The sequence below is a fragment of the Streptomyces sp. NPDC005494 genome (assembly GCF_042872025.1).
Lineage (GTDB): Bacteria > Actinomycetota > Actinomycetes > Streptomycetales > Streptomycetaceae > Streptomyces.
Genome location: NZ_JBIAJR010000002.1, coordinates 443,696 through 456,262 on the forward strand (window position 1 = coordinate 443,696; position 12,567 = coordinate 456,262).

The following is a 12,567-nucleotide window of genomic DNA, read 5'->3' on the forward strand; positions in this document are numbered from 1 at the left end:
TGCCGTGGGGAGGCGCGTTTCGCGGGAACGCGGCCCCCGGCCCGTCGGCAGCGCCCGGATCAGGCCTTCTCGTCGAGCCGGAAGCCGACCTTGAGCCCCACCTGGTAGTGGGCCACGCGGCCGTCCTCGATGTGACCGCGGACTTCGGTCATTTCGAACCAGTCGAGATTGTGCAACGTTTCGGCCGCTCTCGCGACGCCGTTACGGATCGCCGCGTCCAGGCCCTCTTCGGAGGTTCCTACGATCTCGGTGACCCTGTAGGTGTGATTGGACATCTAATGTCTCCTTTCGTGATTCCACGGTGCCCTACTCCGTGGAGGAGCGCGAGGTGTCCGGGGGGAACCCGGCCCCGAGGACGGGCTTGACCTGCCCATTGGTCCATACCAAACTCCGACTCATACGCCCGTGCGAGCGCCGCCCGCAGTCCCCCCACCCGGGTCCTGTCCTGTCGTCGTGCCGTTTCGCAGAAGGTGACCCCGTGAAGATCCGCATACTGGCCGGAGCCGTCGCGCTCGTTTCCTCCGTCACGCTGAGCGGCTGCGGCTATCTCCCCGGCTCGGACGCCGACAGCAGCAAGGTGACGGTGTGGCTCATGAAGGGCAGCGCCTCCCAGAGCTTCATCGACCGCTTCAAGGAGTCGTACGAGGCGGAGCACCCCTCCGTCGAACTGGAGATCGTCCTCCAGGAATGGGGTGGTATCGGTCCCAAGGTGCTGAAGGCGCTGGAGGGCTCGGACGCCCCGGACGTCATCGAGGTCGGCAACACCCAGGTCGCCCAGTACGCCGAAAGCGGCGAACTGCGCGACCTCACCCTGGAGTCGATCCGCGACCTGGGCGGCGAGGACTGGCTTCCGGGTCTCGCCGAGCCGGGCAAGGTCAACGGGGCTCAGTACGGGATTCCCTGGTACGCGGCCAACCGTGTCGTCATCTACAACAAGGACCTCTTCGCGCAGGCGGGTGTCACCGAACTCCCCGAGACCCGCGAGGAATGGGTGGAGATCACCGAACGGCTGAACACCGGCGGCCGGCAGGGCATCTACCTCGCGGGACAGAACTGGTACGTACTCGCCGGCTTCATATGGGACGAGGGCGGGGAACTGGCCGAGGAGGGCGGCGGCGAGTGGGAGGGGGCCCTGGACTCGCCCGCCGCGCTGCGGGGCATGGACTTCTACAAGACGCTCCAGGCCCTCGGCGAAGGCCCGAAGGACGCCGACGAACAGACGCCCCCGGAGACCGACGTCTTCGCCGAGGGAGACGTCGCCCAGATCATCTCCGTCCCCGGCAGCGCGGCGCTCATCGAACAGCAGAACCCCGAACTCAAGGGAAAGCTCGGTTACTTCCCCATCCCCGGCAAGACCGCGAAGACCCCCGGCGCCGTCTTCACCGGAGGCTCCGACCTGATCGTGCCCGAAGGCGCCGAACAACGCGGCGAAGGCATCGAGGTCGTCAAGGCGCTCGCGGGCGAGAAGTGGCAGACGGAGCTCGCCCGGGCCATGAGCTACGTGCCCAACAAGCCCGCCCTCGCGAGCGTGGTGGACGGCCAGGAGGGAACCTCCGCGATGGCGGAAGGCGCCACAGAAGGACGGGCCACCCCCAATTCGCCCTTCTGGCCCGCCGTGGAGGCCGACAACCCGATCAAGGTGTACATGACGGCGGTCCTGGAGGGCGGCGATCCCGCCGAAGAGGCGCGCAAGGCCTCGGACCGGATCACCTCCAAGCTGATCACCGGCTGACGGCGCAGACGGCGCCACCGGGAGCCGGGGATTCAGCCGTCGCACATCCCCGCGCTCCACAGCGGTCACGTCGAATCCAGCCGGTCACGGAAGAAGTAGAGGGCCGGGCTTCGCGCTCCGCGACAGCCCGGCAGCCGCCCTCGCTGATCCGTCCCCGGAGACTGCCATGACCGCGCTGCCCCTCGCCTCTCCCACCCCCTCAGCCGTCTCGGTGCCCGCCACGCGCAAACCCGCCGCGCCGGCCCCCTCGGGCTACCGGGTCTCGCTGGCCACCTGCCAGGACGACGTACGCGCCGCGCAGCGGCTGCGGCACCTCGTGTTCGCCGGAGAGCTCGGCGCCCGGCTGCAGACCACCGAACCCGGCCTGGACAGCGACGCCTTCGACGCCTTCTGCGACCACCTCCTGGTGCGCGAGGAAGCCACCGGCGACGTGGTCGCGACCTACCGGCTCCTGCCACCCGAAGGGGCCAGGCTCGCCGGCGGGCTCTACGCGGAGAGCGAGTTCGACCTCGGCCGGCTGGGCCCGATCCGGCACGACCTGGTCGAGGTCGGCCGGTCGTGCGTCCACCCCGCCCACCGCGACGGGGCCGTCATCGCCCTCATCTGGGCCGGACTGGCCCGCTACATGGAGCGCACCGGCCACAACTGGCTGGCGGGCTGCTGCTCGGTGCCCCTCGCCGACGGCGGCGCGCTGGCCGCCAGGACCTGGGACACCGTACGCACGCACAATCTGGCGCCCGAGGAGTACTGGGTCACCCCGCACCGGCTGTGGGACACCACAGGTCAGCCCGACCCCGCCGGGGCGGGCGGCCGGGCCGGGCTGCCGCCGCTGCTGCGCGGCTACCTGCGACTCGGCGCCTGGGTGTGCGGGGCGCCCGCACACGACCCCGACTTCGGCGTCGCCGACCTCTACGTCCTGCTCTCGATGCGGCGCACCGACCCGCGCTACCTGCGCCATTTCCTCTCCCTGGCCCCCCTGCGATGAGTGCCTGGCTGCCCACCGCGCCGTGCACGCCGCGCGACTGCGCGACACACGAGGGCCCCGGCCGCCTGCCGCCGGTCGCAGTCGTCCTGCTGCTCGCCGGGTGCGCGCTCACCCTTCTCGGGGTGCTGTGCGTGCCCGCCGTGCGGCTCCTGGAGCCCGCGCGGCGCGACCGGCTGGTACGCACCTGGGCGTACGCCGTGGTGCGGGCCTTCGGCGTACGGATACGGGTCACCGGGTGCCCCGTGGAGCCGGGTCCCGCGCCGAGGGGCGAGCTCGTCGTCGCCAACCACGTCTCGTGGCTGGACATCCCTCTCCTGGCGGCCGTGCGCCCGGCCCGGATGGTCGCCAAGAGCGAGATACGCGGCTGGCCGGTGTTCGGACGGATCGCCGCGCTCGGTGGAACGCTGTTCATCGAGCGGGACCGGCTCCGCGCCCTGCCGGGCGCGGTCCGGGCTCTCTCTAGGGCGCTGGCCGCCGGATCGAGCGTGGCGGTCTTCCCGCAGGGCAGCACCTGGTGCGGCCGGAGCGGCGGCGGGCGCTTCCGGCCCGCCGCCTTCCAGGCGGCGATCGACGCCGGCGCACCCGTGCGTCCGGTCCGCATCGGATACCGGACGGCACATACGGACGCGGCGGGGGCCGCCGCCTTCGTGGGGGACGACCCGCTCGCCGCCTCGCTGTGGCGCGTGGTGTCCGCCGCCGGGCTCACCGCCGAGATCCGCGTCCTGCCGCTGATCCCCGCCGGCAGTGAGCCCGGCCGGCGTGCTCTGGCGAGAGCCGCTCAGTGCGCCGTCGCCAGGGACAGCGCGAACCGGCCCGCCGTGTCCGTCCACCACTGATCCAGGCGCAGGCCCGCCGCGGCCAGTTCCTCGCGCACCTTCTCCTCGCGGAACTTCGCCGAGATCTCCGTACGCAGTTCCTCGCCCTCCTCGAACTGGACCACGAGGTCCAGCTCCCGGATCTTCACCGTCAGCGCCCGGCGGGCACGCAGCCGCATCTCGATCCACTCGTGGTGCGGGTCCCACAGGGCCACGTGCTCGAAGTCGTCCGGCGGGAAGTCCGCGCCCAGTTCACGGTTCACCACCGTCAGGACGTTCTTGTCGAACGCGGCCGTCACACCGGCCGCGTCGTCGTACGCCGCGACGAGGGTGGCCTCGTCCTTGACCAGGTCCGTGCCGAGCAGCAGCGCGTCCCCGGGGGAGAGCCGGGCCCGTACGGAAGCGAGGAACTCCGCGCGCTCCTCCGGCAGCAGGTTCCCCAGCGTGCCGCCGAGGAACGCCACAAGCCGTGGACCCGGACTGTCGGGCAGCTCCAGCGCATGAGTGAAATCGGCGACGAGCGCGTGCACGGAGAGCCCGGGCCGCTCGGCGAGCAACGCCTCGGCGGCCCCCGCGAGGGCGCTCTCACTCACATCGACCGGAACGTAGGTGTGCAGCCCCGGCAGCGCGTCCAGCAGGTGTCTGGTCTTCTCCGAGGAGCCCGACCCCAGCTCGATCAGGGTCTTGGCCCCGGAGGCCGCCGCGATCTCACCGGCGCGGGCGACCAGGATCTCCCGTTCGGCACGCGTCGGGTAGTACTCGGCCAGCCGGGTGATCTCCTCGAACAGGTCACTGCCGTGCGCGTCGTAGAACCATTTGGGCGGCAGGGTCTTCGGTTGCGCGGTCAGACCGCTCAGCACATCGGCGCGCAGCGCCGCGTCCGTCGCGTCCGCCGGCAGGGTGCGGGTCAGCAGGAAGGGACTCACGCTGTGGGCTCCTTGAGCGGGGTCAGCAGAAGATCGGTGCGCGTCGCGGCCAGCAGGGTGCGGTCCGGGACCTCGCGCCAGTACGGATCGTCGTCGTACGGCTCCGAGGCCACCACCGTGCGGTGCCCCGGTTCGTGCAGATACCAGAGCGAGTCGCCCCAGGTGGTCGCCACCACGGTGGAACCGTCGGTGAGCAGCAGATTGAGGCGTGAACCAGGGGCGGCGGTGCCGACGTCGACCACCGTGTCGGCGACCGCCTGCGCTATCTCGTCGCCCTGGGCCAGCCGATGCAGCACGAGCGCCCAGAGCAGCGCGGAATCGCTGCGCGCCGCCAGGGTGAGCATCCGTTCGGTCGGCAGGGACCCGGCCAGCGACGCCAGGGAGCCGGGCCAGCCCCGCACCGCGCCGTTGTGGCTGAACAACACAGTGCCCTCGGCGAAGGGGGCGGCGGCGGCCTCCCCGTCCGCGCCGGCGAAGGTCGCGTCACGTACCGCGGCGAGCAGCGCCGTGCTGCGCACCACGCGGGCGAGGTCCGCGAAGGTCTCGTCGCCCCACACGGGGCCGCCGCGGCGGTAGCGGCCCGGCACCGGGTCACCCTCCGCGTACCAGCCGACCCCGAAACCGTCGGCGTTCACCGTGCCGTACCGCTGACGCCGTGGCTCCCAGGACTGGCGGACGAGCCCGTGAGCGGGCGTGACGAGCAGCTCGCCCAGGGGCACGGAGGGCCCCAGGTACGCGATATGACGGCACATCAGGCATCCCTCGCCGTGCGGAAACCGGAGAAGATCTGGCGCCGCACCGGGAGGTCCCAGTTGCGGAACGTGCCCCGGCAGGCCACCGGATCCACGGCGAACGAACCACCACGCAGCACCTTGTGCGCCGGCCCGAAGAACACCTCCGAGTACTCGCGGTAGGGGAACGCCGCGAAACCGGGGTAGGGCGCGAAGTCGCTCGACGTCCACTCCCACACGTCACCGATCAGCTGGCCCACGCCGGCCGGGGACCGGCCCGCCGGGTACGCCCCCGCGGCGGCCGGCCGCAGATGGCGCTGGCCGAGGTTGGCGTGCTCCGGCGCCGGGTCCTCGTCGCCCCAGGGGTAGCGCAGCGAACGCCCGGAGGCGGGGTCGTGCCGTGCGGCCTTCTCCCATTCCGGCTCGGTCGGCAGGCGCCGCCCCGACCAGCGGGCGTAGGCATCCGCCTCGTACCAGCTGACGTGGAGCACCGGCTCGTCCGCCCGCACGGGCTCGGTCACGCCGAAGCGCCGCGTGAGCCACTGTCCGGCGTCCCGGTGCCAGAACAGCGGAGCACTCAGGCCGTGTTCGCGGACCATCGCCCAGCCCTCGGGCGCCCACCAGCGCTCGTCGGTGTAGCCGCCGTCCTCGACGAAGCGGGCGTAGGCGCCACAGGTGACCGGGGCGGTGTCGATGTGGAACGAGTCCACATCGCGCCGGTGCGCGGGCCGTTCGTTGTCGAGGGCCCACGGCTCGGTCGAGGTCCCCATCGTGAAGGGGCCTCCCGGGACGAGGACCTCGACCGGCATCTGTGCGGCGGCGACGGGCTCCGGGGGCTCCGGCGCGCTGAGCACGGCGGGCCCCGAGCGCAGCTGATGGGTGATCAGCATCGTCTCGTCGTGCTGCTGCTCGTGCTGGGCGACCATGCCGAAGGCGAAGCCGGAGCGTTCGAGCGGCCGGCCCTCGCCGTGCAGCGGAGCCCCTCCGAGGACGTCCAGAGCCCGGCCGCGCACGTCGGAGGCATACGCCCGTGCCTCGGCGGGGGCCAGCAGGGGCAGCGAAGGCCGGCTGGCCCGGGAGTGCTCGAAGGCGTCGTACAGCCCGTCGATCTCCGGGCGCAGCGCCTCGTGGCCGCCGACCGCCCTCAGCAGCCAGAGCTCCTCCTGGTTGCCGATGTGCGCGAGGTCCCAGACCAGGGGCGACATCAGAGGGGAGTGCTGGGCGGTCAGGTCGCGGTCGTCCACGCTGTCGGTGAGCAGCGCGGTACGTTCGCGAGCGGCGAGGAGGGCGGCGAGGGCGCGCTCGCGCAGCGCCTCGGCGTCGTGTTCGCCGCCGGTGTGCGCAGTGGGGTTCTCGGTCATCGGACCAGGCCCTTTCCGTGCAGCGGCGCCGTTTCCGGGCCGGGCAGATCATCGGCGGGACATCGGCCACGGGCCACGTAACGGTCGTGGAAGGCGGCGACGGTGTCGATGACATGGCCACTCGCCCCGATCCTGGGCAGCGCCTCCAGCGCGATGGTGAAGCAGACCGCCGCCGCGGCCGCCAGCTCCGGATCGCTCAGCCCGTGCCGGGCGGCGGCCGTCCAGAGCGGGTTGCGGGGCGCGGGCGGCGGACCCGCGGTCTCGGCCAGCGGTTTGACGGTGCGGTACACGGTCTCTGCCGCCTCCGGGTCGTCGAACAGAGCGGTGGTGACGGCCAGCGGCACCAGCCAGCCGTCGGTGCCGGACTGCGCGTCGATCATGCGCAGCTCCAGATGCCCGCGCGGGCGCACAGGCGGGAACAGGGTGGTGACGTGGTAGTCGAGGTCGGCCCGCACCGGTGGCCTCGGCCCGCCCCCGCGGATCCAGTCCCGGAACGTCAGCCCCACCGGTGCCGCCCAGGGCGCGTCCCCGTTCCGGATGCACATGACCGAGGTGTCGAGGGCATGCGTGGCCCAGGCGTCGCGGGGCGACAGACGGCTCTGCGGAGCGAGCGCCCTGGCCGGATCGAGATTCGCCCACAGGGCCTGCCGGGTCGACCGCCAGCCCGTGCGCCGCCCCTGCCGGTACGGCGAATTGGCGAACGAGGCCACCAGCACCGCTCCCAGCAGGTGCCCGAGCTGCCAGCGCCGCCCGTAGCCCAGCGGGCCGGGCTCCTCCTCGCCGGCGTCCAGGCACACCTGGACGGAGGCGGAGGTGCACATCATGGCGCGGCCTGCCGGGCCCGAGCGGTCCAGCGCGGCTTCCATGGCGGCGTAACGGGGTTCCTGGAGCAGCCGGCGCGGGGGCTGCCACGGGTCGACACCCAGGCCGACCGGGGTGAGCCCGTCCCTGCCGAGGGTCTCGCGTACGGCGGCGAGATCGGTGGCCATGCTGTCGACACACGCCATCAGGGAGCCCGCGGGCTGGGAGCTGAGCTCCAGCTGGCCTCCCGGCTCGAAGGTCAGGGCGGCGTCCAGCGGGGTGGCGCGCACGGCGTCGGCCGCGGCGCGGAGGCGGTCGTGGGAGACGGCGGCCTCAGGCTGTTCACGGTCGTGAATGAGCCATTCGAGCTCCACACCGACCGTCCGGGGCGGTCCCGTCTTGAAACATATGCCGCGCAGTAGATCCTCCGCCTCCTCCTCACCGAGAGGCGCCGCCTCTACGTGCGGGCCGTGCTGGCCGAGAGTGTCCGGGGGCATGCTGGGCCTCCTTTTCGGGTGCTTCCCTACCACCCAAACCCGTACCGCGATTTCGCACAAGGGTGCCTTTGCGCTACGGAAAACCGGTTGCGTCCATGCCGCCGAGGCGTCCAGCATGCCCCGTATGCACCACACGGGGGCACGCCCATGAGCGCACGACTGCGCGCCGTCGCGCGTGAGACGGAGGCCATCGTCCTGGCCGGGCGGTACCGCACGTCCGAAGGACGGGAGGTGAGCATCGAGCGCGCCCTGACCGCCGCTCTTTCCGGCACCCGGCTGTACGGGCCCGAGTCGGTGCCCGTCGCCGTCCTGGACACCGGCCGCAGCCTGACCGTCGAGGTGACGGACGAGACGAGCCTGCGGGCCGCACACCGGCTGGCGGGCGGTCCGGCGGCCAGGACGGCCGTGCTGAACTACGCGTCGGCCCGCAATCCCGGCGGCGGCTATCTGAACGGCGCGCAGGCCCAGGAGGAGTCGCTCTGCCGCGGTTCGGCGCTCCACGCCACGCTGCTGCGCGCCCCTGAGTACTACGCGCACCACCGTGCCGAGCGCAGCGCCTTCTACAGCGACCGGGTGATCCACTCACCGGGCGTGCCGGTCTTCCGTGACGACCGCGGACGGCTCCTGGACACCCCGTACACCGTCGGATTCCTCACCTCGCCCGCGCCCAACGCCGGGGTCATCCGCAGCCGGGAACCGGAGCTCGCCCCACGCATACCGGCCGCACTCGCGAGCCGGGCCGAACGGGTGCTCGAAGTCGCCGCTGTCCGCGGATACCGCCGGCTGGTGCTGGGGGCGTGGGGCTGCGGGGTCTTCATGAACGACCCGGCCGAGGTGGCGGGGGCCTTCCGCGCCCTGTTCACCGACGGCGGGCGCTTCGCGGGCCACTTCGAGCAGGTCGTGTTCGGCGTCCCGGACCGTGACCCCCGGTCCGCCACCCGCGCGGCCTTCACCGCGGCGTTCGCGGGTCAGCTCCAGTCGTAGCGCTCCCGCAACCGCCCCACGACCAGGTCGAACCTGTCCCGGTCCAGCGCGCACGCCTCACGCCGCATGCCGTCCTCGTGCACCCGCAGCACCCGGTCCAGATCCACCCACGACTGCCGTCCCGAGCTGTCCCACGGGCCCGCGCCCAGGGCGACCCACTCGTGGTCCCTGTCGTGCTGCTTGCTGGACAACTGCACGGCGAGGAGCGTGCCCGTCTCCTCCCGGGCCACGACGAGGACGGGCCGGTCCTTGCCGCGCCCGTCGTTCTCCTCGAACGGCACCCAGGTCCACACGATCTCGCCGGGGTCGGGATCGCCGTCACGGTCGGGGGCGTACGAGGTGCGCACGCGTCCCACCTCGCGGGGTTCGGCCTGAGCGGTCGCGGTCGGACCGCTGCGGCCGGGGAAGTCGGTCGAACTGTCACTGCTGTGATTGATGTGCTGGAACGTCATCGCATCACCGTAGAACCTGTACGGCCCACTCCGTGGAGCGGGTCGACGCTACGGCCCTCAGGCTCTACCTCATGATCACCTCACGCGCCGTCACCCGGCTCTCCCGGGTCCTCACGGCCACCGCGGTCCTCGCGGCCGCCGCGCTGGCCACCGTCTCCGGTGCCGCGTCGACGCCGCGGCACGACCCGCTCTCGACCTCGACCACAGCTTCAGGTCCTGCCCCCGCTCCCCGTACGGTCTCTGGGTGGCTGCCCTACTGGGACCAGGAGAACGCCTACCGGAACGCCCTGCGTCACGCCGAACAGCTGCACACCGTCAGCCCGTTCTGGTACCAGGCCGTCGCCGCCGGCCGGATCGACGCCCACCCCGGCGCGGGTGAGCGCCGCATCATCGACGGACTGCACGGGGCCGGGGTGAAAGTCGTCCCCACCGTCATGGAGACGATGGAACCCGGCGCCCTGGCGGCGATCCTCACCAGTCCCTCCCGGCGCACGGAACACGCCGACGCGCTGATGCGCACGGTCGCGAGCCGTGCCTACGACGGCCTCGACCTGGACTACGAGTCCATCGCCACCACCGGCGACTCCACCTACGCGGCGGTACGCGACGGGTTCACCGCCCTGGCCACCGACCTCTGCCGACGCCTGCACACCCTCGGAAAGCAATGCGTCGTCACGGTCTTCCCGAAGACCGCCACGACCGGGCGGATCTGGGACTACGCGGCACTCGGGCGTGTCGCCGACCGGATCCGCATCATGGGCTACAACCTGCACAGCGCGACCGGAAACCCAGGACCGCTCGCCGGCACCCGCTGGTACGACGACATCCTGACCCGCGCCACCGCCGTCGTCCCGGCGGACAAGCTGGAGATGGGACTGCCGGCCTACGGATGGGACTGGCCCGACCGGAGCGTGGACAAGACCCGCGCCAAGCACGTCACCTGGAAGGAGGCCGAAGCGCTGCGCGTCGAACAGGGCGCTCCCTACGGCTTCGACGAGGTCTCCGGCACCCCGCATTTCACCTACGCCGACGGCACGAAGACCCGCGAGGTCTGGTACCAGGACGCCCGGGGGGTCGCCACCCATCTGCCTGTCCTGCGCAAGCACGGTGTGACCCGCACCGTGCTCTGGGCACTCGGATTCGAGGACCCACGGATCTGGCCGGTACTGGCCGACCGCTGACACGACCCGCAACGGCCCCCCGGGCAGCCGACGTCACCGAGGGGTCTGGAAGACTGCCGGACGCCATGAGCCAGTTACCCGAGCAGCCCGCCGGCACCTCCGTACCGACCAGCGCCGACGTGGCGCGGCTCGCCGGAGTCTCCCGGGCCACCGTGTCCTACGTACTGAACAACAACACGACCGTACGCATCAGTGAATCCACCCGGCTCCGGGTCAGGGAAGCCGCAGCCGATCTCGGTTACGTCCCCCACGCGGCGGCCCGGAGTCTGCGCGCCGGACACACCCGCATGGTGCTGCTCCCCGCCGCGCACGCCCCGGCCGGCCGGCCCTACCAGCGGTTCTTCGGCGGCCTGGAGGCGGACCTGCGCCGTCTCGACTACACCGTCGTGCAGTACGGCAGCGTCGGCCTCGGAGCGGACGAGGCGGCCAGGGCGTGGGCGGAGCTCCGCCCCGTGGCCGTCGTCTCGCCCAGCGGCATCGCCCTGACCCCGCGCGGCATAGGCGTCCTCACCCGCTCCGGCGCGAAGGCGGTGATCACACTGGGCCCGCAGCCCGTCGACGGGGCGCACGCCCTCGTCATGGACCAGGGGGAGATCGGCGGATGCGCGGTCCGTCACCTGCTGTCCCGCGGACGGCGCCGGATCGGTGTGGTCGTGCCTCAGGAGCCCGGGCTCGTCCCGTACGCCGAGCCGCGCCTGGCCGGGGCGGTGCGGGCCGCCGAGGAATCGGGCTCCGGCGCCCGGATCCGGCCGCTGCCGCTGCGCTTCGACGAGGCATCGGCCCAGGACCTCGCGGGCCGCTGGCGCACACTCGGCCTGGACGCGGTGTTCGCGTACGACGACGAGTACGCCATGCTCCTGATGAGAGCGCTCCAGGACGCCCACGTCGCGGTCCCCGCCGAAACGGCCGTGATCGGCGCCGGCGACCTGATGCTCGGCCGCCTCCTGCGGCCCAGGCTCAGCAGCGTCAGCACGGAGCTGGCGACGGCGCAGCCCCTGGCCGAGATGATCGACCGGCTGGTGCAGAACCCCGGCGGGACGCCCGAGCGCCACTACCTGCTGCGGGCGGCAGCGGTGGGGCGCGAATCCACCTGAGCGGTCGAGGAGGACGTCACGACATGCGCCACCGGCGGCGGCTGTCTAGCGTCGTCGGCATGAGCCATCCGCAGAGCTACGAGATCCTGCTGTTCCCGGAGCCCGAGGACCCGGACGCCGGAGCCCCCGAGCCGCGTACCGCCATCCGCTCCGCGGTCGTGGCGGCCACCGGCCGCACCGGGAGGTCGGGCTACCCGCGCTACACCGGGGAGGGCCTGGAGGCGGACATCGACCCCGCTTCGCACACGGTGGAGGCCCTGCTCGTGGACGGGCGCGAGCTGGACTACGGCCTCACGGTCAGGATCGCCGAGCACATCGGCGGTACGGAGGAGCCGCCGCAGGACGGCGCAGGCGTAGAGCCGGCACCGGGCGGCGCAGGCGGAGAGCCGGAGGCGGCACAGGCCGAGCGGGCCCGGGAGCCGGAGGCGGCGCGGGGAGAGGACGCCACCCCTGACCGGCCCGGCAGTGGCTGACACCGAGCCCGGCGAACGGGGCGCGGCTGACCCCGCCTGCGCCGTGAGCACGCGAAGGGCCCGGCCGCACGGCCGGGCCCTTCGCGTGTGCCGCAGGTGTGCAGGGACTACTGCTGCTCCTGCTGCTGTGCTTGCTGCGCCCGCTTCTGCTCCTCGACCGACTTGCGCACCTCGTCCATGTCGAGGTTGCGCGCCTGCCCGATGACGTCCTCGAGCGCGGCCTCGGGGAGCGCTCCGGGCTGCGAGAAGACCGCCACGTTGTCACGGACGATCATCAGCGTGGGGATCGACCGGATCTCGAAGGCCGCCGCCAGTTCCTGCTGCGCCTCCGTGTCGACCTTGGCGAATACCAGGTCGGGGTGGCGCTCGGACGCCGAGTCGTAGACCGGGGCGAACTGCCGGCACGGACCACACCAGGAAGCCCAGAAGTCGATCAGGAGGAATTCGTTGTCGCTGACGACCTGATCGAAGTTTTCCTTGGTGAGCTCTACGGTGCTCATACTCTGATACCTCTTCCTGGGACCGTTCGGACCTG

At 72.3% G+C, this 12,567-nt stretch carries 14 protein-coding genes; 7 read left to right on the forward strand and 7 right to left on the reverse strand.

The window, feature by feature from the left end:
* Nucleotides 1–59: 59 nt before the first annotated feature.
* On the reverse strand, nt 60–275 hold the full coding sequence (locus tag ACFYQ6_RS07755) for a dodecin (protein ID WP_145805249.1): 216 nt from the start codon (nt 273–275) through the stop codon (nt 60–62).
* A gap of 203 nt (nt 276–478) precedes the next feature.
* Between ACFYQ6_RS07755 and ACFYQ6_RS07760 the strand changes: the two genes are divergently transcribed.
* The 3 genes from ACFYQ6_RS07760 (at nt 479) to ACFYQ6_RS07770 (ending at nt 3,553) form a co-directional block, all read left to right on the forward strand.
* Nucleotides 479–1,732 (forward strand): extracellular solute-binding protein, encoded by a 1,254-nt coding sequence (locus ACFYQ6_RS07760; RefSeq protein ID WP_361572615.1) that lies wholly within the window; start codon nt 479–481, stop codon nt 1,730–1,732.
* A 166-nt stretch (nt 1,733–1,898) separates the two neighbouring features.
* Entirely contained in the window at nt 1,899–2,717 is an 819-nt protein-coding gene (locus ACFYQ6_RS07765) for a GNAT family N-acyltransferase (RefSeq protein WP_361572613.1), read from the forward strand.
* Nucleotides 2,714–3,553, forward strand: coding sequence for a lysophospholipid acyltransferase family protein (locus ACFYQ6_RS07770; protein WP_388761468.1), 840 nt, complete (start codon nt 2,714–2,716; stop codon nt 3,551–3,553). The genes ACFYQ6_RS07765 and ACFYQ6_RS07770 overlap by 4 nt, the downstream gene beginning before the upstream one ends.
* Here the strand turns inward: ACFYQ6_RS07770 and egtD are convergent.
* From egtD to egtA, 4 genes are read right to left on the reverse strand one after another with little or no spacing between them, the layout of a single operon-like run.
* Nucleotides 3,496–4,458: an L-histidine N(alpha)-methyltransferase gene (gene egtD / locus ACFYQ6_RS07775; protein ID WP_361572609.1), complete on the reverse strand. Its 963-nt coding sequence runs from the start codon at nt 4,456–4,458 to the stop codon at nt 3,496–3,498. The genes ACFYQ6_RS07770 and egtD overlap by 58 nt on opposite strands.
* Nucleotides 4,455–5,210: an ergothioneine biosynthesis protein EgtC gene (gene egtC / locus ACFYQ6_RS07780; RefSeq protein WP_388761471.1), complete on the reverse strand. Its 756-nt coding sequence runs from the start codon at nt 5,208–5,210 to the stop codon at nt 4,455–4,457. Before egtC ends, egtD begins: the two co-directional genes overlap by 4 nt.
* A complete protein-coding gene (gene egtB / locus ACFYQ6_RS07785; protein ID WP_388761474.1) occupies nt 5,210–6,550 on the reverse strand; it encodes an ergothioneine biosynthesis protein EgtB in 1,341 nt (446 codons plus the stop codon). Before egtB ends, egtC begins: the two co-directional genes overlap by 1 nt.
* On the reverse strand, nt 6,547–7,848 hold the full coding sequence (gene egtA / locus ACFYQ6_RS07790) for an ergothioneine biosynthesis glutamate--cysteine ligase EgtA (RefSeq protein WP_388761476.1): 1,302 nt from the start codon (nt 7,846–7,848) through the stop codon (nt 6,547–6,549). Before egtA ends, egtB begins: the two co-directional genes overlap by 4 nt.
* A 147-nt stretch (nt 7,849–7,995) precedes the next feature.
* Here egtA and ACFYQ6_RS07795 point away from each other — a divergent pair, with 147 nt between their 5' ends.
* A complete protein-coding gene (locus tag ACFYQ6_RS07795) occupies nt 7,996–8,832 on the forward strand; it encodes a TIGR02452 family protein (protein ID WP_388761478.1) in 837 nt (278 codons plus the stop codon).
* Here the strand turns inward: ACFYQ6_RS07795 and ACFYQ6_RS07800 are convergent.
* Complete coding sequence (locus ACFYQ6_RS07800) at nt 8,817–9,284, reverse strand: type II toxin-antitoxin system PemK/MazF family toxin (RefSeq protein WP_361572599.1); 468 nt, start codon at nt 9,282–9,284, stop codon at nt 8,817–8,819. The genes ACFYQ6_RS07795 and ACFYQ6_RS07800 overlap by 16 nt on opposite strands.
* Nucleotides 9,285–9,355: 71 nt before the next feature.
* Here ACFYQ6_RS07800 and ACFYQ6_RS07805 point away from each other — a divergent pair, with 71 nt between their 5' ends.
* From ACFYQ6_RS07805 to ACFYQ6_RS07815, 3 genes are all read left to right on the forward strand, one after another.
* Nucleotides 9,356–10,465: a glycosyl hydrolase family 18 protein gene (locus tag ACFYQ6_RS07805; protein WP_361572596.1), complete on the forward strand. Its 1,110-nt coding sequence runs from the start codon at nt 9,356–9,358 to the stop codon at nt 10,463–10,465.
* A 65-nt stretch (nt 10,466–10,530) separates the two neighbouring features.
* Nucleotides 10,531–11,559, forward strand: coding sequence for a LacI family DNA-binding transcriptional regulator (locus tag ACFYQ6_RS07810; protein WP_361572594.1), 1,029 nt, complete (start codon nt 10,531–10,533; stop codon nt 11,557–11,559).
* A 59-nt stretch (nt 11,560–11,618) separates the two neighbouring features.
* Complete coding sequence (locus ACFYQ6_RS07815; protein ID WP_361572592.1) at nt 11,619–12,032, forward strand: hypothetical protein; 414 nt, start codon at nt 11,619–11,621, stop codon at nt 12,030–12,032.
* Nucleotides 12,033–12,139: 107 nt separating this feature from the next.
* Here ACFYQ6_RS07815 and trxA read toward each other — a convergent pair whose 3' ends face one another.
* On the reverse strand, nt 12,140–12,532 hold the full coding sequence (gene trxA, locus ACFYQ6_RS07820) for a thioredoxin (protein WP_361572590.1): 393 nt from the start codon (nt 12,530–12,532) through the stop codon (nt 12,140–12,142).
* Nucleotides 12,533–12,567 lie beyond the last annotated feature (35 nt).